At 68.4% G+C, this 25,782-nt stretch carries 22 protein-coding genes; 13 read left to right on the top strand and 9 right to left on the bottom strand.

Features of this window, described 5'->3' with window-relative positions:
• The first annotated feature begins 78 nt into the window (after positions 1 to 78).
• The 5 genes from dnaG (at position 79) to EV640_RS00580 (ending at position 9,101) form a co-directional block, all read left to right on the top strand.
• The gene (gene dnaG / locus EV640_RS00600; RefSeq protein ID WP_133725470.1) at positions 79 to 2,028 is read left to right on the top strand and encodes a DNA primase; all 1,950 of its coding nucleotides are present in this window, start codon (positions 79 to 81) and stop codon (positions 2,026 to 2,028) included.
• A gap of 208 nt (positions 2,029 to 2,236) precedes the next feature.
• A complete protein-coding gene (locus tag EV640_RS00595; RefSeq protein ID WP_133725469.1) occupies positions 2,237 to 4,942 on the top strand; it encodes a phosphoenolpyruvate carboxylase in 2,706 nt (901 codons plus the stop codon).
• 45 nt (positions 4,943 to 4,987) lie between these two features.
• Positions 4,988 to 7,162: a prolyl oligopeptidase family serine peptidase gene (locus tag EV640_RS00590; protein ID WP_133725468.1), complete on the top strand. Its 2,175-nt coding sequence runs from the start codon at positions 4,988 to 4,990 to the stop codon at positions 7,160 to 7,162.
• Positions 7,163 to 7,284: 122 nt separating this feature from the next.
• The gene (locus EV640_RS00585; protein WP_133725467.1) at positions 7,285 to 8,274 is read left to right on the top strand and encodes an ATP-binding cassette domain-containing protein; all 990 of its coding nucleotides are present in this window, start codon (positions 7,285 to 7,287) and stop codon (positions 8,272 to 8,274) included.
• Positions 8,271 to 9,101 (top strand): ABC transporter permease, encoded by an 831-nt coding sequence (locus tag EV640_RS00580; RefSeq protein WP_133725466.1) that lies wholly within the window; start codon positions 8,271 to 8,273, stop codon positions 9,099 to 9,101. Before EV640_RS00585 ends, EV640_RS00580 begins: the two co-directional genes overlap by 4 nt.
• A 34-nt stretch (positions 9,102 to 9,135) precedes the next feature.
• Here the strand turns inward: EV640_RS00580 and EV640_RS00575 are convergent, their stop codons facing one another.
• On the bottom strand, positions 9,136 to 9,678 hold the full coding sequence (locus EV640_RS00575) for a DUF4870 domain-containing protein (protein ID WP_084479397.1): 543 nt from the start codon (positions 9,676 to 9,678) through the stop codon (positions 9,136 to 9,138).
• A gap of 105 nt (positions 9,679 to 9,783) precedes the next feature.
• Between EV640_RS00575 and EV640_RS00570 the strand changes: the two genes are divergently transcribed.
• From EV640_RS00570 to EV640_RS00555, 4 genes are all read left to right on the top strand, one after another.
• A complete protein-coding gene (locus EV640_RS00570; protein WP_133725465.1) occupies positions 9,784 to 10,626 on the top strand; it encodes an SIR2 family NAD-dependent protein deacylase in 843 nt (280 codons plus the stop codon).
• The gene (locus EV640_RS00565) at positions 10,623 to 11,549 is read left to right on the top strand and encodes an undecaprenyl-diphosphate phosphatase (RefSeq protein WP_084479396.1); all 927 of its coding nucleotides are present in this window, start codon (positions 10,623 to 10,625) and stop codon (positions 11,547 to 11,549) included. Before EV640_RS00570 ends, EV640_RS00565 begins: the two co-directional genes overlap by 4 nt.
• Positions 11,550 to 11,590: 41 nt before the next feature.
• Positions 11,591 to 12,022, top strand: coding sequence for a DivIVA domain-containing protein (locus EV640_RS00560; protein ID WP_208292148.1), 432 nt, complete (start codon positions 11,591 to 11,593; stop codon positions 12,020 to 12,022).
• A 118-nt stretch (positions 12,023 to 12,140) separates the two neighbouring features.
• Entirely contained in the window at positions 12,141 to 12,311 is a 171-nt protein-coding gene (locus tag EV640_RS00555) for a DUF3117 domain-containing protein (RefSeq protein ID WP_084479395.1), read from the top strand.
• 75 nt (positions 12,312 to 12,386) lie between these two features.
• Here EV640_RS00555 and EV640_RS00550 read toward each other — a convergent pair whose 3' ends face one another.
• Positions 12,387 to 13,037 carry an O-methyltransferase gene (locus EV640_RS00550; protein WP_036474293.1) on the bottom strand — a complete coding sequence of 217 codons (651 nt, stop codon included), beginning with the start codon at positions 13,035 to 13,037 and terminating at the stop codon, positions 12,387 to 12,389.
• Positions 13,038 to 13,194: 157 nt separating this feature from the next.
• Between EV640_RS00550 and EV640_RS00545 the strand changes: the two genes are divergently transcribed.
• Both EV640_RS00545 and EV640_RS00540 read left to right on the top strand, forming a co-directional pair.
• Positions 13,195 to 14,085, top strand: a complete 891-nt coding sequence (locus EV640_RS00545; RefSeq protein WP_133725464.1) for a hypothetical protein — start codon at positions 13,195 to 13,197, stop codon at positions 14,083 to 14,085.
• 26 nt (positions 14,086 to 14,111) lie between these two features.
• On the top strand, positions 14,112 to 14,672 hold the full coding sequence (locus EV640_RS00540; protein WP_133725463.1) for a twin-arginine translocase TatA/TatE family subunit: 561 nt from the start codon (positions 14,112 to 14,114) through the stop codon (positions 14,670 to 14,672).
• A 47-nt stretch (positions 14,673 to 14,719) separates the two neighbouring features.
• Here the strand turns inward: EV640_RS00540 and EV640_RS00535 are convergent, their stop codons facing one another.
• The 4 genes from EV640_RS00535 to EV640_RS00520 all read right to left on the bottom strand — a co-directional run bounded on the left by EV640_RS00535 (position 14,720) and on the right by EV640_RS00520 (position 19,545).
• Complete coding sequence (locus EV640_RS00535) at positions 14,720 to 16,702, bottom strand: TRAP transporter permease (protein ID WP_133725462.1); 1,983 nt, start codon at positions 16,700 to 16,702, stop codon at positions 14,720 to 14,722.
• Positions 16,699 to 17,235 carry a DUF1850 domain-containing protein gene (locus EV640_RS00530; RefSeq protein WP_133725461.1) on the bottom strand — a complete coding sequence of 179 codons (537 nt, stop codon included), beginning with the start codon at positions 17,233 to 17,235 and terminating at the stop codon, positions 16,699 to 16,701. Before EV640_RS00530 ends, EV640_RS00535 begins: the two co-directional genes overlap by 4 nt.
• On the bottom strand, positions 17,219 to 18,247 hold the full coding sequence (locus EV640_RS00525; protein ID WP_036474284.1) for a TAXI family TRAP transporter solute-binding subunit: 1,029 nt from the start codon (positions 18,245 to 18,247) through the stop codon (positions 17,219 to 17,221). Before EV640_RS00525 ends, EV640_RS00530 begins: the two co-directional genes overlap by 17 nt.
• A gap of 167 nt (positions 18,248 to 18,414) precedes the next feature.
• Positions 18,415 to 19,545: an Mrp/NBP35 family ATP-binding protein gene (locus EV640_RS00520; RefSeq protein ID WP_133725460.1), complete on the bottom strand. Its 1,131-nt coding sequence runs from the start codon at positions 19,543 to 19,545 to the stop codon at positions 18,415 to 18,417.
• A 92-nt stretch (positions 19,546 to 19,637) separates the two neighbouring features.
• On the opposite strand from EV640_RS00520, the gene EV640_RS00515 reads away from it, so the two are divergent.
• On the top strand, positions 19,638 to 20,630 hold the full coding sequence (locus tag EV640_RS00515; RefSeq protein ID WP_133725459.1) for a general stress protein: 993 nt from the start codon (positions 19,638 to 19,640) through the stop codon (positions 20,628 to 20,630).
• Between the two features lie 176 nt (positions 20,631 to 20,806).
• Here the strand turns inward: EV640_RS00515 and EV640_RS00510 are convergent, their stop codons facing one another.
• The gene (locus tag EV640_RS00510; protein WP_036474282.1) at positions 20,807 to 21,082 is read right to left on the bottom strand and encodes a GlsB/YeaQ/YmgE family stress response membrane protein; all 276 of its coding nucleotides are present in this window, start codon (positions 21,080 to 21,082) and stop codon (positions 20,807 to 20,809) included.
• Positions 21,083 to 21,243: 161 nt separating this feature from the next.
• Positions 21,244 to 22,836, bottom strand: a complete 1,593-nt coding sequence (locus EV640_RS00505) for an aminopeptidase P family protein (RefSeq protein WP_133725458.1) — start codon at positions 22,834 to 22,836, stop codon at positions 21,244 to 21,246.
• An 83-nt stretch (positions 22,837 to 22,919) separates the two neighbouring features.
• Here EV640_RS00505 and EV640_RS00500 point away from each other — a divergent pair, with 83 nt between their 5' ends.
• Entirely contained in the window at positions 22,920 to 23,777 is an 858-nt protein-coding gene (locus tag EV640_RS00500; protein ID WP_036474280.1) for a PHP domain-containing protein, read from the top strand.
• 4 nt (positions 23,778 to 23,781) lie between these two features.
• Here EV640_RS00500 and EV640_RS00495 read toward each other — a convergent pair whose 3' ends face one another.
• Positions 23,782 to 25,680, bottom strand: a complete 1,899-nt coding sequence (locus EV640_RS00495; protein WP_166645824.1) for a glycogen debranching N-terminal domain-containing protein — start codon at positions 25,678 to 25,680, stop codon at positions 23,782 to 23,784.
• Positions 25,681 to 25,782 lie beyond the last annotated feature (102 nt).

Raw genomic sequence — 25,782 nt, 5'->3', positions numbered from 1 at the left:
GCCGCACCCCTGGCCGGCCGCATTCCACAGGGCCGAAGACCGCCGCCGCCATTTGGCCCCGCCGAGTAGATTAGAGCCATGGCCGGACTGATCAAACGTGAAGACATCGATGCCGTCCGTGAGCGCGCAGACCTTCGCGAGGTCGTCGAGCAGTATGTGACGCTCAAGGGTGCCGGCATCGGATCCTGGAAGGGCCTGTGCCCCTTCCACGACGAACGCTCCCCGAGCTTCCACATCCGCCCAGGGGTCGGGACCTTCCACTGCTTCGGCTGCGGGGAATCCGGAGATGTGATCGCGTTCCTGATGGGCATGGACCACACCAGCTTTCAGGAGACCGTGGAGAAGCTCGCCGGCCGGCTGGGCATCGAGCTGCGCTACGAGGACGGCGGCAAGGGCCCCGACAAGGCAGAGATCGGGCGCCGCCAGCGGCTGCTGGACGCGCACAAGATCGCCGATGAGTTCTTCCAGGCCGCGCTGCAGAGTCCCGAGGCGCAGACCGCCCGCGAGATGCTCACCGGCCGCGGCTTCACCCGCGAACACGCCGCCCAGTTCTCCGTGGGCTACGCCCCCAAGGGCTGGGACAACCTGCTCAAACACCTGCGCGCCAAGGGCTTCACCGACGAGGAGCTCACCGAGACCGGGATGTTCTCCTCCGGCGGGCGCGGCATCTACGACCGTTTCCGCGGCCGGCTGATGTGGCCGATCCGGAACATGACCGGCAACACCGTGGGCTTCGGTGGCCGCCACCTCTACGAGGACGACAAGGGTCCGAAATACCTGAACTCGCCCGAGACCGCGATCTATAAGAAGTCGCAGGTGCTCTACGGGATCGAGCACGCCAAGCGCCACGTCGCCAAGCAGCGCCAGCTCGTCGTGGTGGAGGGATACACCGACGTCATGGCCTGCCACGTGGCCGGAGTCGAGACCGCGGTCGCGACCTGCGGCACCGCGTTCGGCGAAGGCCACATCCGGATCGCGCGCCGGCTGATCTCCGATGAGGGCGGCGCCGGTGAGGTGATCTTCACCTTCGACGGCGATGCGGCCGGCCAGCAGGCGGCGCTGAAGGCGTTCAAGGAGGACCACATGTTCCTCGCCAAGACCTTCATCGCGGTGGGCCCCGAGGGCATGGACCCCTGCGACATCCGTCAGCACCGCGGCGATGACGCGGTGCGTGAGCTGATCAACTCCAAGACCCCGCTCTTCGAGTTCGCCATCCGGGCCAAACTGCGCGAATTCGACCTCAACACCATCGAGGGCCGGGTCGGCGCGCTGCGAGCCACCGCCCCGATCGTCGGTGCGATCAAGGACCCGGCCATGCGCCCGGCGTACACCCGTGAGCTGGCCGGCTGGCTCGGCGCCGAGATGGACGACGTCGCCCGCGCGGTCGCCTACGCGCAGAAGCACCAGCCCTCGCCCCACCTGGAGGCGGAGAAGGCCGCCGCGAACAACCAGGGCCAGCCGAATCAGCGTCAGGGAGACCAGCGCAGCGGCAGCCCGAGCCACGGCGAGCAGGCCGGGGAGCAGCTGCGCCGCAGCGCCCCGGGCTACCCGCGCCCGGACACCCGCGACCCTGCCGTGCTCATGGAACGCCAGGCGCTGGAGGTGATCCTGCAGCACCCCACCCACCTCACGGCAGAGCAGTGGGAGGAGATCTTCACGGTCCGCTTCACCGCACCGGTGCACCAGGCCATCCACGACGGCGTGCGGATCGCCGCCGCCTCCGCCTCGGACCCGCGGAACTGGGTCCAGGCGGTGCGTGACGAGGTGCCGGAGCCGATCAAGTCCTTCGTCTCCGAGCTCGCCGTGACCTCGCTGCCCACCAACAGCGACGAACATCTGGAGAAGTACTGCCAGTCCATCCTCAACCGGCTGGTCGAGCTCAAGATCACCCACCAGAAGGCCAACCTGCTGGGCCGGCTCCAGCGCATGGACGCCTCGCACAATCCCGAGGAGCACCAGGCGCTGAACCGCGAGCTGATGGAGCTGGAGCACCGCCGTCGCGCGCTGCGAGAAGCGGAATGGGGCTGACCCGCGGCACCTTTCCGTCCAGCCGGATGACGGCCGACTTCGAGGCAGCCACCAGGCTTGATAACGTGTTGCCTCGGACACAGTGAGCGCAGCCAGGTCGGGGCGCCGCCGCTGTCCCGGACGTCCAGACGTCATTGCAGCTCAGAAGCAGGACAAGTTCATCAGCGTGACGATGGGGTCACGTGAAGCATCCGAGAAGGAGATTCACATGCCCCAGGAAACACCCGCCCCTTCGCAGGCGAGCTCGCCGGCCACCGGCAGCATCACCCGTGTCCAGGCCACCCACGAGGTGCCCGAGGCGATGCGCCGCGACGTCAGCCTGCTCGGCGGTCTGCTCGGCCAGGTGCTCCAGGAGTACGGCTCCGAGGGTCTGCTCGCCGACGTCGAGGCGCTGCGGGAGCTGACCATCGCCGCGCTCGAGGACACCAGCGGCGAGACGCTGGAACGCGCCGAGGAGCTCGTCTCCTCCTTCTCCGCAGAACGGGCCAAAGAGGTCGCCCGCGCCTTCACCTCTTACTTCCTGCTCGCGAACCTCGCCGAGGAGCAGCACCGCGTGCGCACCCTGCGCACTCGCGACGGGGAGCTCCCGCTCGCGCAGCAGCAGCCCAGCGACTCGGTGGCCGCGGCCTTCACCCACCTTGCTGCCGAGGTCGGGGAGCGCGAGGCCGAGCGCCGGCTCAAGGAGCTGCGCTTCCACCCGGTGCTCACCGCCCACCCCACCGAGGCCCGACGCAACGCGATCACCGCCTCGGTCCGTCGCATCGGCGCGCTCCTGGACGTGCGCGATGATCCACGGGTCGGACCCACCGAGCTCGCCAAGAACCGCCGCGAGCTTCTCGAAGAGATCGACAACATGTGGCGCACCGCGCAGCTGCGCGTCTCCAGCCCCTCGCCGCTGGATGAGGTCCGCACCGCGCTGGGAATCTTCGACTCATCCTTTTCCTCGGTGTTCACCCAGGCCTACCGCCGGATGGACGACTGGCTCCAGGGCGAGGCCTCCGGCGCGCAGGCGCCCAAGGCCCCGGCCTTCATCCGACTCGGGTCTTGGATCGCCGGAGACCGGGACGGCAACCCCAACGTCACCGCCACGATCACCCGCAAGGCCGTGGCCCAGGCCGCCGACCGGGTTCTGGCAGACCACGAGGAACGTGCGCGCCGCACCGGCATGTCGCTGACCCTCGATGACCGCTACACCCGGCCGAGCCGCAAGCTCGAGGCGCTGTGGAACCGACAGCGCCAGCTCTCCGAGGAGCTCGCCGAGCAGGCATCCCAGCACTCCCCGGGGGAGCCGCACCGCCAGGTGCTGCTCGCGATCACCGGCCGGATCCAGGCCACCCGGGACCGCAACGCCGATCTGGCCTACGCGGTGCCCGAGGAGCTGATCAATGACCTGCGCGTGGTCCAGGACTCGCTGGTGGAAGCCGGCGCGAACCGGGCCGCCTATGGCGACCTGCAGGAGCTGATCTGGCAGGTCCAGACCTTCGGCTTCCACCTCGCCGAGCTCGAGGTCCGTCAGCATTCCAAGGTGCACGCCCAGACCCTGACCTGGCTGCAGGATCCCAAGTCGGTGGAGAAGATGGCGGTGCCGGGGGAAGAGGTGCTCGAGACCTTCCGCGCGATCGCCTCGGTGCAGCAGCGCTACGGCGTGGACGCGGCCCGACGCTACATCGTGTCCTTCACCCAGTCCGCGCAGAACCTCGCCGATGTCTACACGCTCGCCGAGAAGGCCCTCGGCGGCCCCGAGAACGCCCCGGTGCTCGACGTCATCCCGCTGTTCGAGACCTACGAGGACCTGCGCAACGCCCCGCAGATCCTCGAGGAGATGCTGACCAACCCGGCCGTGCAGGCCCGGCTGGAGCAGACCGGCCGGCGCATGGAGGTCATGCTGGGCTACTCGGACTCCGCCAAGGACGTCGGCCCGGTCTCCGCGACCCTCGCCCTGTATGAGGCGCAGGAGAAGATCTCCGCCTGGGGGATCAAGCACGACATCACGCTCACCCAGTTCCACGGTCGCGGCGGCGCGCTGGGCCGCGGCGGCGGACCCGCGAACCGGGCGATCCTCGCGCAGCCCCCGCACTCGGTGGACCTGCGCTTCAAGGTCACCGAGCAGGGAGAGGTGATCTCCGCGCGCTACGGCAACCCGGAGATCGCGCTGCGCCACATCGAGCAGGTCGCCGCCGCCACGCTGATGGCCTCTGCGCCCTCGACCGAGCGGCGCAACGCCGAGGCGGCCCAGCGCTACGCCGGGCTCGCCGAGAAGATGGACGCCGTCTCCCGGGAACGCTTCCATGGACTGGTCAACGCGGAGGGCTTCGCACCCTGGTTCGCCGAGGTCACCCCGCAGGACGAGGTCGGGCTGCTCGCCATCGGCTCCCGTCCGGCCAAGCGCGGACTCTCGGTGGAGTCCCTCGAGGACCTGCGCGCGATCCCGTGGAACTTCGCCTGGGGCCAGGCGCGGATCAACCTCACCGGCTGGTACGGCCTGGGCAGCGCCCTGGAATCGGTGCAGGACCTTGCGCAGCTGCGTCAGGCCTACGCCGAATGGCCGCTGTTCCGGGCCCTGATCGACAACATCGAGATGTCCCTGGCCAAGACCGACCGGCGCATCGCCGAGCGGTACCTGGCGCTGGGGGACCGCGAGGACCTCACCGCCGTGGTGCTCGAGGAGTTCGACCTGACCTCCAAATGGGTGCTGGCGATCACCGATCAGTCCCGGCTGCTGGAGAAGCATCAGGTCCTGGGCCGCGCGGTGCAGCTGCGCAACCCCTACGTGGACGCGCTCTCGCTGATCCAGCTGCGCGCCCTGCGGGTGCTGCGCTCGGGCAAGCTCGCCGACGAGGAGATCGATGATCCGCGCAACCTGCTGCTGATCACGCTCAAGGGCGTGGCCGCCGGTCTGCAGAACACCGGCTGAGCCGGCCCCGGGTTGCGGCAGGACCCAGGTGGCTAGGATTGGGGGATGACAGTCTCCTCGGCGAACCCCCTGATCAATCCGGACCTCGACCCCGCGCAGGCCGATCCGCATCTCTGGCTCGAAGAGGTCACCGGGGACCGCGCGCTGGACTGGGTGCGCGAGCGCAACGCCCGGGCCGAGGAGCGGATCCAGGACGAGTCGTTCGACCCGCTGCGCACGCAGCTGCGCGAGATCCTCGACGCCTCCGACCGGATCCCGGGGGTGACCAAGCGCGGCGAGCACCTGTACAACTTCTGGACCGACGCGGAGCACCCGCAGGGACTCTGGCGGCGCACCACCGAGGACTCCTACCGCAGCGAGACCCCCGAGTGGGAGATCCTGCTGGACCTGGACGCGCTCAGCGCGGAGGAGGGCGTGACCTGGGTCTGGCACGGCGCGGAGGTGCTGCGCCCGCACAGCGGCAGCGAGTCCGAGACCGCTGTGTGGCGCCACACGCTGATCTCGCTGTCCCCGGGCGGCTCCGATGCCGACGTCACCCGTGAGTTCGATCTGGTGACCCTGCGCTTCGTCGAGGAGTCGGAGGGTGGGTTCCACCGTCCGCAGGGCAAGGGCGGACTGAGCTGGATCGACGCAGACACCGTCTATCTGACCCACGACGACGGCGCTGACGCTGTCACCAGCTCCGGCTACCCGAGGGTGGCCCGGCGCTGGCACCGCGGCACCCCGCTCACCGAGGCCAAGGCGGTGCTCAGCGTCGAGGCGGACCATATGACCGCCGTGGTCGGATACGACAGCACCCCCGGGTTCGAGCGGCACTTCGGGCTGCGGCTGCTGGGCTTCTACGACCGGGAGACCTATCTGATCGACGCCGACGCGCAGGACGCGATGACCCGGATCGAGGTGCCCACCGACGTCTCCGTGGGCTTCCACCGGGACCTGATCCTGCTGCGCCCGCGCACCGACTTCACCCACCACGGGGTGGACTACCGCGGAGGCAGCCTGATCGTCGGCGACGCCGCGCGGTTCCTCGCCGGTGAGCCCGAGCTGCGTGTGCTCTTCGAACCCACCGAGGCGGCCGCGCTGCTGGGCGTGACGCTCACCCGCGACTCCGTCCTGGTGACCATCCTGGAAGACGTGATCCACCGGGTCGAGGCCCACTGGCGCGACGCTGGCCAGTGGCGGGTCGGCGCCGCCTTCGGCGAGCTTCACGGCTCGCTGAGCGTGGCCGCGGTGGACGAAGAAGAGTCCGAGGAGGTCTGGGTCACCAGCAACGACTGGATCACCCCCACCAGCCTCTACCGCGGCAGCCTCGAGGGTCTGCGCCGGGGGCAGCCGGTGTCCCTGGAGCTGATCAAGCAGGCGCCGGAACGCTTTGAGGCCGATGGTCTCGCCTCGGTGCAGAGCTTCGCCACCAGCGAGGACGGCACCCGCGTCCCATACTTCCTGATCGGCCGGGCCGACGCGGTCCAGGCCGTGGAGACCCCCGACCCCGCCACGGTGTCCGGGGCCGCCCAGATCGCAGGGCCCGAGCCGCACCCCACCATCCTCTACGGCTATGGCGGATTCCAGATCTCGCAGACCCCGAGCTATCTCGGGCTCGCGGGCAAGGCCTGGCTGGAGGCCGGGGGAGTCTTCGCCGTGGCGAACATCCGCGGCGGCGGAGAATACGGACCCGGCTGGCACCACGCGGCGCTGAAGGAGAACCGGCACCGCGCCTATGAGGACTTCGCCGCCGTCGCGCGGGACCTGGTGAGCACCGGGGTGACCACCGTGGAGAAGCTCGCCTGCCGCGGCGGCTCCAACGGCGGACTGCTCACCGGCAACATGCTCGCCCAATACCCCGAGCTCTTCGGCGCCGTGGTGATCCAGGTGCCGCTGCTGGATATGCGCCGCTTCGCCCAGCTCCTCGCCGGGGCCTCCTGGCGCGCGGAGTACGGCGACCCGGAGACCGCCGACTGGGAGTTCATGCAGAGCTTCTCGCCGTATCACCTGGTGGCCCAGGGCGTGGACTACCCGCCGGTGCTGCTGACCACCTCCACCCGGGACGATCGGGTGCACCCCGGGCACGCCCGGAAGATGACCGCCGCGCTGGAGCAGCTCGGCGCCGATGTCACCTACTGGGAGAACACCGAGGGCGGCCATGGCGGCGCGGCGAACCCGGAGCAGCAGGCGAGGATGAACGCGCTGATCTACCGCTGGCTCTGGCAGCAGCTGGGCTGAGAGGGGGTTCCCTTCCGCCGTTGGAAGACTAAACTGGAGCCGTCCAAACCGGCGTCGCCGTCTCGTGCGGCGGGCGCCGCAGCAGAACGGATCAGCACCAATTCCAGGGAGGATCGCCGCGCATGAGTGTGCCAGCCATTGAGACGCGCGGGCTGGTCAAACGGTTCGGCAGCACCGCCGCGGTGGACGGGATCGACCTGGACATCGCGCAGGGCGGCATCTACGGCGTGCTGGGCCCCAACGGGGCCGGCAAGACGACGGCGATCCGCATGCTGGCCACGCTGCTTCGCCCCGACGCGGGGGAGGCCCGGGTGCTGGGCCACGATGTCTTCACCGAGCCCAAGACCATCCGCGAGAAGATCGCCCTCACCGGGCAGTTCGCCTCACTGGACGAGGATCTCACCGGGATCGAGAACCTGATGCTGCTGGGTCGGCTGCTCGGCTATACCTCCCGCCAGGCCAAGGTGCGCGGGATGACCCTGCTGGAGGCCTTCGGCCTCACCGAGGCCGCCGGCCGCCAGGTCAAGAAGTACTCCGGGGGCATGCGCCGACGCCTCGACATCGCGGGCTCGCTGATCGTGACCCCGCAGCTGATGTTCCTGGATGAACCCACCACCGGGATCGACCCGCGCAGCCGCAATCAGGTGTGGGACATCATCCGCACTCTCGTGGCGGGCGGCACCACGATCCTGCTGACCACCCAGCATCTGGAGGAAGCCGACCAGCTCGCTGACCGGATCGCGGTCATCGACACCGGCAAGGTGATCGCCGAGGGGACCCCCGGGCAGCTCAAGGCTCAGGTCGGCACCGGTGCGCTGAAGGTGCGGGTGGCGGACCCGACCCGCCGTGAAGAGGCCGCCGAGATCCTCGGACGCACCCTGATGACCGAGGTCATCCGCGAATCAGACCCCTCGGCGCTGACCGTCCGGCTCGAGGATGAATCCCGCGCGGCCTCGGCGCTGCTCGCGCTGCAGGACTCCGACCTGGGGGTGGAGACCTTCGCGCTGGGCCAGCCCAGCCTGGACGAGGTGTTCCTCGCCCTGACCGGCCACAAGACAGCTCACGAGGCGACTGACGGGGAGACCGCAGACGCACAGGAGGAGGCGGCGTGACCACCACGGCGCGGGACCAGAGCCAGCGGATCAGGAGCGTACTGGTCCCGGCAGATCAACGCCCGGCCCCGGCGGGCGCGATCAGCGCCTCGCTGACCTATGGCTGGCGTGCGCTGCTGAAGATCAAGCACATCCCCGAGCAGCTCTTCGACGTCACCGTCTTCCCGATCATGATGACCGTGATGTTCACCTACATCTTCGGCGGAGCCATCGCGGGCTCGGTGGACGGCTACGTCCAGTTCCTGATCCCCGGGATCTTCGTGCAGACGATGATCATGATCACCATGTACACCGGCCTGACGCTGAACCGCGACATCTCCAAGGGCGTCTTCGACCGGTTCCGCTCGCTGCCCACCTGGCGCCCGGCGCAGCTGGTGGGCGCGCTGCTCGGGGATCAGATCCGCTACATCCTCGCCGGCACCATCATCCTCGGCGTGGGCTTCGTGATGGGCTTCCGGCCCGAGGGCGGCATGACCGGGGTGATCACTGCGTTCGTGCTGCTGCTGGTGTTCAGCTTCAGCCTCTCCTGGGTCTGGACGGTGATCTCGCTGCTGGTGCGCACCGAACAGGCCGCCATGGGCATCTCGATGTTCATCATGATGCCGCTGACCTTCGCCTCGAACATCTTCGTGGACCCCGAGACCATGCCGAGCTGGCTGCAGGGCGCCGTGGAGGTCAACCCGGTCTCGGTGGTGGTGACCGCCATCCGCGAGCTCATGGCCGGCGTCGGACAGTTCTCCAGCGTCACCCTGGTGCTGGTCTACTGCGTGGTGCTCATCGGGGTCTTCGGCCCGCTCTCGATGTACTTCTACAACCGCAAAAGCTGAGCCTTCGCACCCGGTCGGACTGACCGGAGGCGACTCACTTGATGAAGCGGATGGTCAGCGGGTAGCGATACGGGCGCCGGTTGTAGGCTGCGACCGCAGCCAGGATGCTGAACACCACGGAGAGCACCCAGGCGAGGAACAGGATCAGGAAGCCGATCAGGATGATCGTCGTCGCCGCCCCCACCAGGTAGGCGATGAACAAGGTGATCTGGAAGTTCAGCGCCTCCTTGCCATGATCGTCGAGCATGCGGCTGCGCTGGCGGAACACCAGCCAGAGCACCAGCGGCACCAGCCAGGACAGGAAGACCCCGCCCAGGTGCATCGCCACGCCCCAACCCTGCTCCTCGCCTGCGCTCACCGGCACGCCCGGCGCACCGCTGGGCCGACCGGAGGACTGGCCAGGCCGCTGATCCGGCTGAGCCGCCCGCTGATCCGGCTGACCAGGTGCTGGCCCGGCAGGAGGCGCCTCCGGGCTGCCTGGCGCCGCGACCGGCTTCCTGGCCACCTTGTGCCACTGACCATCGGGACCCTGCTGCCATTCACCATCGGCACCTGAGGGGTGGGTGGGCTGACTCATGATTCCTCCAGGGTCTGGGGCAGGTCTCGGGTCCTGGGGCCGCCGTGGGCGGGCCTGTGGAGTTCAGCGTAGTCTCCGCGCGCCATGATCGATACGGTGGAGGACATGTCTGCTCAGTCCGAGGCCCCGCCGATTCCCGAAGAAGTCCTCGCCCTCGCCCGGGCCGCCCGTCGAGTCGCGGTCTTCAGCGGCGCTGGGATCTCCGCGGAGTCGGGCGTGCCGACCTTCCGCGAGGTCCAGACCGGCCTGTGGGAGCGGTTCTCCGCCCAGGATCTGGCCACCCCGGAGGCCTTCGAGAGCGATCCCGCCCTGGTGCACACCTGGTACCGCTGGCGCGCCGGGCTGATCCAGCAGGTCGCCCCGAACCCCGGCCATCGGGCCCTCGCGCAGTGGCAGCAGACGCTGCGCGAAGCCGGAGGCAGTCTCAGCATCGCCACCCAGAACGTCGATGATCTGCACGAACGTGCCGGGGCCGAGGTCCTCGCCCACCTGCATGGAAGCATCACGGCCTACCGCTGCGCCGACTGCGAGGCCCCGGTGGAGCTGCCGGGCTCACGCTATGACGGCGCCACCGCCCCCAGGGAGCCCGAGGACCCCCCGCTGTGCCAGATCTGCGAGGAGGGGCTGATCCGGCCCGGTGTGGTCTGGTTCGGCGAAGCCCTGCCGATGGCGGCCTTCGACGCCGCGGCAGATGCGATGCGCGCCGCGGACCTGATCCTGGTGGTGGGCACCTCCGGACTGGTCCAGCCGGCCGCCTCGCTGCCGCTGCTCGGGATGGAACGTGGAACTGTGCTGATCGAGGTCAACCCCGAGCCCACCGAGCTCAGCGATGCCATGCACCATCGGCTGCGCGGCCCGGCGGGGGAGCTGCTGCCGGTCCTGGTCGAGGCGATCATCGGCGAGGAGTCGGGGCCGACCGAGGTGACGACGGGGGACGCCGCTCGATGAGCCTGTGGGAATCGGTGCTCCTGGGAGTGATCCAGGGGCTGTTCATGTTCATCCCGGTGAGCTCCTCCAGCCATCTGGTGCTGGTCCAGCAATGGCTGGCGGCCGAAGGCTCACCCCTGCCGTCTCCGGACACCCCCGAGATGATCCTCTACAACCTGGTGGTGCACCTGGGCACGATGGTCTCGGTCACGGTGGTGATGTGGCGACCGCTCAAGCGACTGGTCCAGGGCATCTGGCGCGAACTCGGGCTGTGGCGCCGACGTCGGACGCTGCGGCACCTGATCCACCTGCGGCTCGCGCTGCTGGGCCTGATCACCACCGCGATCACCGGCGTGCTGGGTCTGTTCATCCGGGCCTACGGCACCGATGTCTTCACCACCCCCTGGGCGGTGGCGCTGATGCTCCTGGTCACCGGTGCGGTGCTGTGGTGGTCAGACTCGGTGAAGACCACCTGGCGCGGCGCCGCGCAGATGACGGTGATGGTCGCCGTCGTGATCGGACTGGCCCAGGCGGCGGCGCTCTTCCCCGGGCTCAGCCGCTCCGGGCTGACCATCGCGGCAGCGCTCGCGCTGGGCATGCACCGGCGTCTGGCCGCGCAGTTCAGCTTCTTCGTGGCGATCCCCACGATCGTCGCCGCGACCGGACTGCAGTCGTTGAGCCTGCTCGACCCTGCCAGCTTCGAGGGCGGATTGTTCCTGGGCTGGGAGGACTACGCGTTGGGCTTCCTGGTGTCCGCCGTCGTCGGGGCAGGGGCGCTGTGGATGGTGCTGCGCCTGCTCTACCGTGGGCATTTCAAGGTCTTCGCGGTCTACGTGGTGGGACTGGCGCTGTTCGTGCTGATCACCCAGCCAGACCTCAGCGACGCCCCGCCGGTGGACGAGCTGCCCCTGGATGAGGAGCAGCTGAACCTGCAGCAGCAGTGAGCACCAGAGCCCGCACACCGGGGGCGGGATAGGCTGATCCCATGCTGTGGCTCTATCTGCTCGCCGTGGTCCTGTTCGCGATGGTGGTGGCCGCGCTCCTGGGCCGCTGGGAAGGTGCCGCAGTGCCCGAGGAGGCCACTGATCTCGGCGAGTCCGATGTGGATGCGCTGCTGCGGCGCGGGCCGGCACAGCCGATCACTGCGGATGACCTCCAGGAGGTCCGTCTCGACTCAGCCGTGCGCGGCTACCGGATGGATCAGGTGGATCGTCTGCTCGACGCGCTGGGGGAGCAGCTGCGGGAGCTGCAAGAGCCCCGGTCGGAACCGGCCTCGGGTGCCCCAGGGGTCATGCCCGAGCCCCCACTCGACAGGCCCGAGGGCACCGCAGAACCTGAGCAGGGTCTCGCGGATCCCGCTCATGCCAGGCCTGACAAGGATCTAAGCTCACCCTCGTCGCCCGATCCGAGGGTCTGATTTGTCCGGGTGAAGTGACATTCCTCGCAGATGCGAGATAATGGATTCAGTTCAAGCGCTGGATCTTTGCATCGGGCATGGACATGCACGCTCAAGAACTTCGGAAGGGATGCACTCGATGGCTGCAATGAAACCGCGCACTGGCGACGGGCCGATGGAGGTCACTCAGGAGGGCCGCAGCCTCATCATGCGGGTGCCTATCGACGGAGGGGGCCGTCTGGTGCTGGAGATCAACAACGAAGAGGCTCAGGCACTCAAGCAGTGCCTGATCAAGGCCGTCGGAGAATGACCTTCTGTTCAGGCCGGTCGCGCACAGCGCGGCCGGCCTGAACCGTATCCTGGCTCGTCCCGCTGCCGGCGCCGTTCAGCGCCGTGCAGCCACCAGGAGTCCCGTTCCGGCTCCCAGCATCGCCGTCCGCAGTCGATCCTCCTCGAGCACCAGCCGCTCCAGCTCCCGCATCCGCTGTGTAGTCTCCTCGCGCACGGCAGGGCGGGGGAGCCGGTCATGGTCCAGCGCGTCGTTGACGATCAACAGTCCCGAGGGGCGCAGAAGCCGGATTCCTTGTACGGCGTACTCCACGGCATGGGTTGCCTCGGCGTCGACGAACACCAGGTCATAGCCCCCGGTGGTCAGCCGCGCCAACACCTGTTCCGCCCGGCCGGTGATCAGCCGGGTCCTCGCCGAGGGCAGCCGAGCGTCCCTGAAGGTCTCCCTGGCCGCCTGGATATGATCGGCCTCATAGTCGATGCTGGTCAGTACGGCATCTGGGGTCGCGCCCCGGAGCAGCGCCAGCGAAGAGACGCCGACGCCAGTGCCGACCTCGACCAGGGCCTGGGCCCTGGCGCTCGCGGCAAGCACGGTCAGCAGCGAGGCCACCCCCTGGCTCACCGGCTGCACACCGAGATTCTCCGCGCGACGTCGGGCCTGGAGGAGCGCGGGCTCCTCTTCGGTGTGCTGTTCGGCGTAGGCCCAGCTTGAATGTTTGGCCGAGTGCGGGGGGTGCTGAGCTTTCATGGGACCTTATCTGCGTGCGGGTGGGTGAACCGGGCGGCACGAGGCTTGAGCATCCGGAGGATCGTCGCCCCTCGGAGTCGTTCTTCGGCATCCGAGCCCGATCGATCTCCAGAAGAATTTCAGCTTCTGCACAGTTCTAGCCTTCATGATAGTCAGGATGACCAGGCACGATCGAAGCACTCCGGCCGTCCCCGGGGCCAGCAGCTCAGAGTCACACCGCAGCTGGCATCGCGGAACGGTCGCCAACGAAGCCACTCGGCCGCGCGCCGGGTGGCTTGTTGTGCTGACCCTGCTGGTGCTTGCGCTGCTGGGAGTCCTGATCTTCGTCGCCGCTTGGGTGGTCGGCGGTCGTGCGCTCCCGCAGATCAATTCGGTGCAGTCGCTGCTGCCCCAGGGGGTGCAGTCCAGCCAGCAGGAGGTTGAGGAATCCACCGACGGCGCTGCAGGCGTCCCGCTGACCAGCACCGATCTGAACCTGATCCCGGTGGACGCCTCGGATGCCACGCTTCCAGGAGCCCCGGAGAGCACCGAGATCCAGCAGATCCCACTGGAGAGCCTGAACGCGCTCAAGAGCCTGGGCTGGTCGGTGCCGCACCTCTCGGGGTTCGGTCTGACCGCCGAATACGCAGAGACCGGAGTGGTCGAGGACATCCGCACGGTGCAGCTGCGGCTCACCGACGGTGAGCATCGGCTGGACATCTCAGAGACCCGGCCCGAGGAGTCCGACGTCGAGCTCGCAGCCTTGGAATCGAAGCTCGAGGGTTTGGTGGACACCTCGGCATCCGTCCGAGAGACCCTGACCCTGCGCACCGGTGATGAGTGTGAGCTCTTCATCTCCGAGGGGGCTCAGGAGTGGACCGCCGCCATGGGGAGCGGGCGGGTCCAGTACGTGGTCACCTCCGATCTGCCGGCCGAGACCGCAGAGCAGATATCCAACTGGGTGATGGCCACCGACCGCTCCCGGGTGCAGGTGCTGCCGATCGTCCCCACCGGCTCCGAGCGGCTTGAACGCGGCTTCGAAGAGCTGCTCGCCTGGCTCACCGACTGAACCGGCGCTGACGGTAGGGTTGGGCTGTGCCTGGAATCAACGCCTACGAGTTCGTGATCCTGATCGTTCTCGCGCTCGTCATCCTCGGACCCGAACGGCTCCCGCAGTATGCCCGGAACCTGGCCCGTTGGGCGCGCCAGGCCCGGGATATGGCCGAGGATGCCAAGGGTCGGTTCAAGGACGAGACCGGCACCGACTTCGACGACGTCGACTGGAAGCGCTACGACCCCCGGCAATACGATCCGCGCCGGATCATCCGCGACGCGTTGAGCAACGAGTATGGCGAGGACCTCCGTGAAGCCCGATCGGCAGTGACCGGGACCCTGGACTCGGCTCGCGCAGCGGCTGATCCCCGCGAGGTCTTCCGCGCCAAGAAGGACGCCGGCACCACGTCCTCGGTGCCCGGCGGAGGCGTTCCTCCGGCTGCGGCGAACCGGTCCTCAGGTGCCATCGCCGCCGGCATGGCCGGGGCTGGCGCGGCGACCAGCTCAGCCGCGCCGACCGCCGCCCCCACTTCCGCGGTGCAGGAGGAGAACTCGGCAGGCCCCTCAAGTGCTGCGGCGCCCTTCGACACCGAAGCCACCTGAGGCGTCCGCCTCCCGCCCTTCCGGCCGAGCGGGTCCTGCCGTAGAGCTCAGATGGCGCGCAGGCCGAGGCTGCCCACGGCCCGGGCTCGGACCATCTGCACCGCCAGCACGATCCCGACCAGTCCCAGACCCAGCAGTGAGTACGTGGTGTGCTGGGTCAGGATCATGATGGCTCCCGCCGCCATGGTGATGCGCAGGTACCAGGACATGTCCACCATGAAGTGCCCCTCAAGGGCGGTGGCCAGCAGCAGGATTCCTGCGATCGCGGTGCCGACCACGACGATCCCGGTGAGCAGGTCGACTCCCCGGAGCAGCAGGTCGGGGTTGTAGACGAAGAGGAACGGGATCACGTAGCCCGCGGCGGCCAACCGCATCGACGCCACCCCGGTGCGCATCGGATTGCCTCCGCTGATGCCCGAGGCGGCGAAAGCCGCAAGTGCCACGGGAGGGGTGATGTTCGCGAAGAGGCCGAAGTAGAACACGAACAGGTGAGCCACCAGCGGCTCCACCCCCAGCTCGGTCAGTGCCGGAGCGGCCATCGTCGCGGTGACGATGTAGGCGGGGATGGACGGGAGTCCCATGCCGAGCACCAGGCAGGCCACTGCGGTCATGACCAGGGTCCAGAACAGCACCCCGCCGCTGAGCGAGACGATCGCGCTGGCGAGGACGACGCCGAAGCCGGACATGGTGACCACACCCACGATGACGCCCACCGAGGCGCAGGCCACGGCCACACCCAGTGCGGACTTGGTGCCGTCCTCGAGAGCCTCCAGGATCTGCCGGAAGCTCATCCGTGTGGTCGAGCGCAGCATGGCCACCGCGATGGTGACCAAGATGGTGAGAAACGCCGAGTACAAGATCGTGCGACCGGAGAAGAACAGCATGTACATCAGGAAGATCAGCGGCAGCAGCAGGTGTCCGCGCTCTCGGAGCACATCCAGGACGGCTGGCAGGTTCTCCTTCGCGATCCCCTGCAGGCCCATCCGTGTGGCGCGCAGATGGATCTGCGCGATCAGGCTGACGTAGTAGAGCAGAGCCGGCACGATCGCGGCGAGCGCCACCGTGGTGTACGGGACGCCCAGCGTCTCGGCCATGATGAAGGCCGCAGCACCCATGATGGGCGGGAGTATCTGTCCACCCACTGACGCGGTGGACTCCACGGCGCCGGCGAAGGTGCGGGTGTAGCCGACCTTGCGCATCAGTGGAATCGTGAAGGCACCGGTGGAGACCACATTGGCGATGGCCGCACCGTTGATGGATCCCATGAACCCGGAGGCGATGGTGGCGACCTTCGCCGGTCCGCCGCGGCCCTGACCCGCGATCGCCATAGCAAGGTCATTGAACATCTGGCTCATCCCGGACTTGGCCAGGAACGCCCCGAAGAGGATGAACAGGAAGATGTAGGTCGAGGAGACCCCGATGGCGGTGGAGAAGATGCCCTCGGTGGTGGCGTAGAAGTTGTACGCCAGGGTGTCCCAGTCATAGCCGCGGTGACGGAACAGCCCCGGGAGTTCGCGTCCATAGAGTCCGAAGGCGATGAACAGCATCGCCAGGATCGGCAGCGCCCATCCGGTCACGCGACGGGCGGCTTCGAGGACCAGCACAGTCAGCAGCGTGCCCACCAGAACATCAGTGGTGGTGAATCGTCCGGCCTGCAGGACCACCTGGTCGTAGTTCAGCCACAGGTAGACCGTGGGCACCAGAGCGGCGAGCGCGAGGATCGCGTCCGGGATGCGCCACCACGCCGCAGTGGCCTTCTTGGTGGGGGGATAGAGCATGAAGACCAGGAACAGGATGAGGCTCACGTGCAGCGAGCGATGCAGCAGCGTAGCGGGCGTCCCGAAGTACGCCGTGTAGAGGTGGTAGAGCGCAGTGAAGATCGCGACCGAGCTCAGCAACACCGCCAGCGGTTTCCAGTGCGTCTCGCGCACGCGGGACTCGACGTCGTACTTCTTCGCCGCCTCTGCCGCCGCCTGCTGAGCCTGGGGCTCCACTCGGGTGGTGACATCCGTGGTTCTTGCGGTGTTCATCGGGGCCTCAGTTCAATCGGCTGACGGTGGGGGAGCTCGGTGGGGTCCACGAGGTCCTCCTGACCATCGATGCCGATGCGGTAGTCAACACGGTGGGAATGGATCCAGCGGATGGCGTCGAATTCTCGATCGATGTTCTCGATGATGATCTGACCGTCCTCGATCCGGAGGTCGCCTTCATCCATCGGCATCCCCGCGCCGTACTCCGAGAAGCGTGTGGCGACCAGGACCAAGGAGTTCCCGGAAAGCCGGTAGACGTCGGTCCAGCGGGAGAGTTCGATGGAGTGGATCCAGCTATGGGTGATCTCGGAATCCTCAGAGATGTCCAGCTCGGCGTAGACCTCACCGGAGCGCTGATGCTGGAGCACCAGCTTGCGGGTTGCTGCGCAGGAGGTCAGCATCGCGGTGGCGAGGGAGAGTGACGCCGCGGCGGCGACCGTGCCCGTGCGGGTCAGCAGTCGTCGCCGCGACATCCTGTCCAGCGGAGTCGACCCGGAGAGTCGCTCCTGATCCCGGTCAGTCCAGCTCGACACCCTGCTCCTCGAAGTACCGCTGCGCACCGGGGTGCAGCGGCACGACGAGTCCTTCGGTCACGCTCTCCAGGGTGATCTGTTCCGCGGCGCTGTGTGACCCCTGCAGTCGCTCGAGGTTGTCGAAGAGCGCCGCGGTGATGTCATAGCCGGCGTCCTCGGAGAGATCTGCGCTGATCATAAGGTGGTTGGTCACACCCACCGTGGTGACGTCCTCGTCGGCGAGGTAGGTCCCGCCGGGGATGACGTCCTCGGCGAAGTAGTCGTAGTCGCCCAGGAGATTCTCGGCGCCTTCACCTTCGATGGGCAGCACGATGAAGTCCGTGTTGGTGCCCAGTTCGGTCAGGGTCGGGTTCGGCAGCCCAGAGGTCACGAAGGCGGCATCGATGTGGCCGTTGGCCATCTGGTCGGTAGCCTCCGCGTAGGAGAGGAAATCCTCGTTGAGATCCTCATAGCTGAGCCCATGGGCGTCGAGCACGGTGCGGGCGTTGAGCTCCACGCCGGAGCCGACGTCTCCAACCGCGACGCTGCGGCCGGCGAGGTCCTCGATGGATTCGATGCCGGAGGCCTCGGTGGCCACCACCTGCACAGTGTTCGGGTACAGGGCTGCGAGGGCCATGAGGTTATCGCGGGGCTCGTCTTCGAAGGGCCCGCTGCCTTCGCCGGCCTGGACCACAGCGTCGCCCATGGCGAAGATCATCTCGGCGTCGCCGTCGGTCATCATGTTGATGTTCTCGGCCGAGGCGCCCGTGGCCTGTACCGAGGTGTCGGCGTCGAGTTCACCGGCAAGCATGTCGGACATGGTCGCGCCGATCTGGTAGTAGACGCCTGAGGATCCGCCGGTGCCGATCGTGATGAATTCGGCGTCCATCGAGCCGACGTCGCCCTCTGCGGACGCGTCCCCGCCGCCTTCGGCGTCATCGCCGCAAGCGGTGAGAAGCAGGGCCGCGGCGGCGGCGGAGGCGCCGAGTGTGAGGCTCCATCGCCTCGGAGCTGCAGTGATTTCAGTAGACATAGGTGTGCTCCCTCATATGCTGTAGGACTCATCAAGTGCTGGACTCATGTGCGGCGACAGCCGACGCTCCAAAGGGATGTGTCGGGAATCACGTGCCCCACAGCATAGGGGGAGGGGGTTCCTGGGCGCGATTCGTCCTGGTCAGAGGGCCGCCGTCGTGCGAGGCGCTAGGCGGGGCTGAACGGGAGCTTGCGCCCGCTCATTCCGCGCGGCTGCACCGCCAGCCGGGCGGCGATCCCGCGCAGCGCGGCTCCGGCCGGGGATTCGGGAGCCGAGAGCACCACCGGCTCTCCGTCGTCGCCGGCCTCGCGCAGGTTCATGTCCAGCGGCACGGAGCCCAGCAGCGGGACCTCGCTCTGAAGCGCTGCGCTGAGCCTCTCGGCGACCAGCTGACCTCCGCCGGAGCCGAAGAGCTCGAAGCTGGACCCGTCGGGCAGGGTCATCGGACCCATGTTCTCGATCACCCCGGCCACCCGCTGCTTGGTCTGGGAACTCAGCGCGCCAGCGCGTTCTGCCACACTCGAGGCTGCGGCCTGCGGAGTGGTGACCACCAGCAGCTCCGAGCCAGGCAGCAGCTGCGCCACCGAGATCGCGATATCGCCGGTGCCCGGGGGCAGATCCAGCAGCAGCACGTCGAGATCGCCGAAGTGGACATCGGTGAGGAACTGCTCCACCGCGCGGTGCAGCATCGGACCACGCCAGGCCACCGCCTGGTTGCCCTCCACGAACATCCCGATCGAGATGGTCTTCACGCCGTAGGCCACCGGCGGCAGGATCATCTCATCCAACCGAGTGGGCCTATCGGTGATGCCCATCAGGTCCGGGACGCTGAATCCATGGATGTCTGCATCGACGATGCCGACCTTCAGGCCCTGCGCCGCCATGGCGCAGGCCAGGTTCACGGTGACCGAGGACTTGCCCACCCCGCCCTTGCCTGAGGCCACGGCGTAGATCCGCGTCAGGTTCTCCGGCTGGGCGAAACGATTGACCTTCCCGGTCTCACCGCCGCGCAGGTGCTCCTTCAGTGCGGCGCGCTCTGCGGGGGTCATCACGCCCAGCTGGACCGAAGCCGTGGAGACCCCCTCGGCGCGCACGGCAGCGGCGGTGACGTCTTCGACGATCCGGCTGCGCATCGGGCAGGCCTCGATGGTCAGCTTGACCCCCACCTGCGCGGCACCGGCGTCATCGACGCTGATCTCGCCCACCATGCCCAGCTGGGTGATGGGCAGGCGCAGCTCCGGATCGATGACCTCGTTCAGGCGCTGGCGGATGCGTTCGGTGATGGCGGGATCAGACACCGCACCAGTCTACGAGCCGGGAGCGTATCGGGGGCGTCGGTGCCCGGAGGGCTCCGCCACAGGGGCCGACCTGAGATGATGGAGAGATGTCGATGAATGCTGGAACCACTGCAGGCGCAATGAACACCGGGGGACTGCCTCGCGGCGAGCTGCTGGGCCGCTACCGCTCCTATGAGGATGCGCAGAAGTTGGTGGACCATCTCACCGCCGCCGAAGACTTCGATGTGAAGGCGCTGACGATCGTGGGCAATGACCTGCGTTCGGTGGAGCACATCCGCACCCGGCTGACCTATCCGCGCGTCGCGCTGGGTGGGGCCGCGCAGGGCGCGATGTTCGGTGCCTTCATCGGACTGTTGATCTACCTGTTCAGCCCGGAGGCCAGCATCTACAACCTGGCGCTCTCGGTGGTGCTGGGCATGGCGATCTGGATGATCATCGGAGTGATCGGCTTCGCCATGCGCAAGGGCAAGCGCGAGTATGCCTCCTCGTCCCAACTCGTGGCGACCACCTTTGACGTGGTCTGCGAGTTCTCCGCCGCTCAGCGCGCCCGCCAGCTGGTCCCTGGAGCCGCAGTGATGAGCCTCAACGCCTCCAACGATCCGACCTCTCAGCCCTCCGTCCGGCTCACCTCCTCCCCGCCAGCCTCGGCACCCGCCCAGCCGGGTTCGGCGCAGCCCGCACCCGCCCAGCAGGCAGCGGGCCACGAGGCCCGGCACCAGCAGGCCTCGAGCCGGCCGGGGTTCGATCAGCAGGGGGCCGGAGAGCAGGGTGCCGATCAGCAGGGTGCTGGGGAGCAGCGAGTAGGGGAGCCGGAGTCCGATCAGGCGACGGCGCCCGCACCAGCGCCCCAGGCGCCGGTCGCCGGGTACAACGACCTTCCCGATGGCCGCCCGCGCTATGGCGTGCGCATGCCCGCCGCCGAAGCACCGGCAGTGCACAGGCCTGAGCCTGACCAGCCGGGGGAGCGCCCCCGGCCAGACCAGCCCACCCAGCCAGGGCAGCCCAGCCAGCCGGGGGAGCCCACCCGGCCAGACCAGCCCACCCGGCCAGAGCAGACCGGACCGGAGGACTCCCCGCGCAGCTGATGCCTTCACCTGGCGAGTCGCAGGAACCCTCCGGCACACGCAGAAGCGCCCCGCACATCCGATGCTCCTGTGGAGCTCGGACGTGCGGGGCGCTTCTGAAGCTGCTGCCAGCTCGGTGCGGTGGCGGCTCCGTCAGGAACCGGACTTCGCGCCGAAGCGGCTCAGGCTGAAGCGGTTCAGACGGTCTTGCGACCGCGGCGACCGGTGACGGCCTGCCAGATGAAGGCCACGATCACGCCGCCACCGATGGCGAAGAGCCATGTGGGCAGATCGAAGAACGAGTCGTTGACGTTCACGCCGAAGACGGCGGAGGCGATGAAGCCGCCCACCAGTGCGCCGAGCACACCGGTGATCAGTGAAGCGATCCAGCCGCCGGGCTGGCTGCCGGGCAGGATGGCCCGAGCGATGGCGCCGGCGATGAGGCCCAGTACGAGCCAAGCAATAATTCCCATGGTTTTCCTCCTATGAATTCTGAACCTGACAGGTTCGTCTTAATCCAGCGTAACGCCTGTTGAGAAGTAGTCAGGAACGCCACGCGCCTGACAAAGATTGCCTTCATCACAGTCATGTGGCCGCTGTAGCATACTTCTCAGGCGTTGGGGGAACACCGTCGTCAGGAACTCCAGATTCCCTGCATCCACTGCTCGATCTCCTCCGCGGTGCGCGGCAGGGCGGCGGAGAGGTTCTCCGCGCCGTCCTCGGTGACCAACACGTCGTCTTCAATGCGGATACCGATGCCGCGGAACTCCGCCGGCACCGCGAGATCCTCGTTCTTGAAGTAGAGGCCGGGTTCGATGGTGAAGACCATTCCGGGTTCCAGCACCCCGTCGAGGTAGAGCTCACGTTTTGCCTGGGCGCAGTCGTGGACATCCAGGCCAAGGTGGTGGCTGGTGCCATGTGGCATCCACCTGCGGTGATGCTGGCCGGTCTCCTCCAGTGCCTCCTCGAGGCTGACCGGGAGCAGGCCCCAGTCATCGAGATGCTCCGCCAGCACCCGCACCGCGGCGGTGTGGATGTCGCGGAACCTGATCCCGGGCCGGACCGCGGCGAACGCGGCATCCGCCGCGGCCAGGACCGCGTCATAGATCTTGCGCTGGGTGGGGGAGAACTCCCCGGTCACCGGAAGCGTGCGGGTGATGTCTGCGGTGTAGAGCGAGTCAGCCTCGACTCCTGCGTCGAGCAGCAGCAGGTCCCCGCGGCGCACGGCACCGTGGTTGCGGATCCAGTGCAGCACGGTCGCGTTGTTCCCGGAGGCGGCGATCGTGTCGTAGCCGAGGTCGTTGCCCTCCAGGCGCGCGCGGGCGAAGAAGGCTCCTTCTACGATCCGTTCGCCCCGCGCGTGCTCTGCCGCGCGTGGCAGGACGGCGACGACGTCGTGGAAGCCGGCGATGGTGGCCGCCACCGAGACCCGCATCTGGGCGATCTCCCAGGCGTCCTTGACCAGGCGCAGCTCGGAGAGAGCCTCAGCCAGCTCGCCGTCGTACGCGTCGGAGGTCTCCAGATCCACGGTGGTGTTGATCCGAGAGGTGTCCACCAGGGCGTCCACGTCCAGGTCGACCTCGCGCAGCAGCCTGATCCGGGTGCCGCCGAACTCCACCGGCCCGGCGTTCTTGGTCACCGCCACCTCCAGGGCGCCGGAGTCCTCGGTGCGCAGCCCGAGCCGCTGGGAGAACTCCTGGAGCCCGGGCCGGGGTCCGATCCAGAACTCTCCGTTGCGTGCGTCGGCGTAGAACTCCTGGGTGTCCCGACCTGCCATCGGTTTGAAGTAGAGCGTGGCCTCATGGCCGGAGCCGTGATCTCCGCTGCCGTCCTCCACCGGTTCAAAGACCAGCACCGCGCCGGGTTCGTGGTCCACGCCGAGTCCGGAGAGGTGGGCGAAGGCGGAGTGTGGCCGGAACCGGTAGTCGGTGTCATTGGAGCGGACCTTGTGCGGCCCCGCCGGGATCACCAGCCGCTCGTTGGGGAACTGCGCAGAGACCGCGCTGCGGCGTGCGGCTGCATGCTCGGCGACCTCATCGCGCTCATGCTGGACCGGCTCCGCCGGGGCCCAGCTGGAGGCCATGAACTCCTTGAACGCCTCGGAGGTGGGTCGCTGCGAGCGATTGTTCACCCGGTCCCCGAGCTCCTGCGCCTCAGCGGGGGTGAAGCCGGGTGCGGAGGCGCCGGCGACGACGTCGAACTCTTCGTGCTTGTCTGAACTGGTCATGGAATCCAGTCTAGGTGGGCCCGTCCGCCGAGGCGGGTGCGCGGCGCCGGTCCTGCCGGGGGCTGGCCGGTAGGCTTGAGCCCATGAGCGTGGACCTGCACACCCATTCACACGTCTCCGACGGCACCGAGTCTCCCGCCGCGGTGATCGCCGCCGCGGCGGCCGCCGGACTGCAGGGGCTCGCGCTGACTGATCACGACACCACCTCGGGCTGGGACGCGGCGATCGCGGCCGCCCGGGAGCACCGGATCACTCTGCTGCCCGGTATGGAGATCACCACGCTGACCGAGAACGGGATCAGCGTCCACCTGCTGAGCTACCTCCATGACCCGCAGCACCCGGGACTCGCCTCAGCGGTCGCGCAGGCCCGTGACGGTCGGCTGCACCGCGCTCGACGGATCGCGGATCGACTCTCGGTGGACTTCCCGCTGACCTGGGAGACCGTGGAACAGCATGTCAGCGCGGGAGCCACGGTCGGGCGCCCCCACCTGGCAGACGCCCTGGTCGGGATCGGCGCGGTGGCGGACCGGCAGGAGGCCTTCGATCACCTGCTGCATGCGGCCTCGCCCTATTACGTCGGTCAGGACAACATGCATCCGGTGACGGCGATCCGGCTGGTGCGCGCGGCCGGGGGAGTGCCGGTGCTGGCCCACGGCATGGCCTCGGCGCGCGGTCGCACGGTCAGCGCGGAGCAGCTCGAGGAGATGGTCGCCGCCGGTCTGGCCGGCGTGGAGGTCTACCACCGGGACAACCCCGAGTCCGGCCGCGAGGTGCTTCGCGAGCTCGCGGCCCGCCACGACCTGCTCATCACCGGCTCCTCGGACTACCACGGGACCGGCAAGGACAATCTCATCGGGGAGAACACCACCCCCTGGGAGACGGTGGAGGCGCTGTGTGCGCTGGCCACCGGGAGCGAGCCGATCCGCCCCACGCGCCGCTAGCCCGCTAGCCTCCGAGGTCCTGGCGGGTGTGGCGCCGATGGGTGTGCTGCAGCAGCACCGCGGCGCTGGCGGCAGACCACGCCTGCGGTCGGCAGGCCGCCGGATAGGGCACCGGGTCCTGCCCCACGGGATCCCCGGCGATCAGCTCAGGGAAGCGGTGCTGGCTGCGCGCGCTCAGCCGGACCAGCGCGTCGAACACCTGGTCAGCCTCGCGGGAGTAGCCGCCCTGCGCCATGCCGCGCAGGATGATGGCGGTGTCGTGGACCCATACGGAGCCGGTGTGATACCCGGTGGGGTTATAGGCGGGGTTCTCCGCCGAGAGCGTCCCGATGCCGAAGCGCCGCAGCATGTCCGGGCGGGTGAGCCGCTCGACCACCAGCTTCTCCTCCTGATCGCTCAGCAATCCGGTGCCCAGCGCGTGGCCCATGTTGCTTCCCACTCCGTCGATGGGATCTCCGACGGCGTCGAGACCCATCGCGAGGTAGCGCTCGCCGTCGCGCTCGACCCAGAAGCGCTCGCGCACCCGCTGGGCCAGCGACCGCCCCCAGGCCCTCCAGTCCTGCGTCCCAGCCTCGCCCAGGGCGTCGAGCAGCTCGGCTGCGCCATGGGCGGCCTGGACCGCATAGGCCTGGGCCTCCAGCAGGGCGATGGGCGCCGGGGCGATGGAGCCGTCGGCCCGGCGCATCGAGTCGCCGGAGTCCTTCCAGCCCTGGTTGCTCAGTCCCTTGCCGCTGTGATCCACATAGCGCAGGAACCCGTCGCTGGAGGCGTCCACCGCCTCGGCCTGCCAGTCCAGGGCCGCGTGCAGGGTCGGCAGCAGCTCGCGGACCTCGCCGAGGTCGAGCCCGGATTCCCAGGCCTCGTGCAGCAGCACGATCCACAGCGGCGTCGCGTCGACCGTGCCGTAATAGACCGTGGGGAGCTCCATCTCTCCGTGGGCGTAGATCTCCCGCCGCACCTCATGGAGCATCTTGCCGGGCTCGGCGGCCGTGGCCGGGTCGGCCGAGCGTGCTTGGCGTCGCGCCAGCGTCCGCAGCGTGCCGCGGGCGAGTCCCGGGCTGTAGGGCAGCATCATGCGGGCCGCCCAGATCGAGTCGCGCCCGAAGAGGGTCAGGTACCAGGGGGTGCCGGCGGCGGCGTAGACGTCCTCCGGGGCCTCTGGATCCTTCTGCAGCAGGTGCTTCAGGTCGGTGAGGTTGGTCTGGACCAGATCCCGCCAGGCGTCGTCGCCGGTCACCTCGAGACCGTCCCAGTCACAGGCCGCGGCTCCGGAGTCCGCGTCGTGGGCGCTGGCGCGGGTCCGGATCGCCTCGAAGCGCAGGCTCACGGTGGTGCTCTGCCCAGGGTTCAGCCGCAGCGGCCAGGTCTGCCGGAGGCGGCTCGGATCCAGCTGCTCCACCGCCTGCGGTGCGGGGCTCGGGTGCACGGTGGTGCGGTGGCGTGCATCCTGCCAGAAGACCTGCTCCTCCAGCCGGATCGAGGGTGCGGTGCCGGTGATCTGACCGCCCTTGACCTCGGAGAGGTCGATGCCGTCGGCGCCCACGGTCACCAGCAGGTCGGTGACGACCGGCTCCGAGGCGCGGGAGCTGACCGTGATCTCCACGAGCAGCTCATGCAGCCCGACGTGGGTCTTCTGGTGCACATCCACGGTCGGGTCGGCTCCGGGATCTCCCAGGTGCCGAGCCGCGCCCCAGAAGTGTGAGGTGGGCCCGGAGCTCGAGGCCGCGACCGGCACCGTGTCCTGGTCCGAGAGGCTGGCATGCAGGCTGCGCAGGATCCGCCGGTCATCGACGATCCATCCGGTGGCTCCGTCGCCCATCTGGCCTGATCTGGTGCTCAGTGCCGTCGCCGGGCCGTTCACGGCGATCTCCAGATCGTGCAGCCAGGGTTGCTGTTCGGACATGAGAGCTCCAGATCTTTGCTTCGTCTTGACAGGCGATCGCCGCCGGTCCATTATGACTTGGGACACATTATGAACGTTCAAATGAACGATCTAATGCTACCC

It is taken from the genome of Nesterenkonia aurantiaca (genome assembly GCF_004364585.1).
Taxonomy (GTDB): domain Bacteria; phylum Actinomycetota; class Actinomycetes; order Actinomycetales; family Micrococcaceae; genus Nesterenkonia; species Nesterenkonia aurantiaca.
Note: the sequence above shows the minus strand (reverse complement) of the source record. Positions and strands in the feature narration are given on the sequence as shown.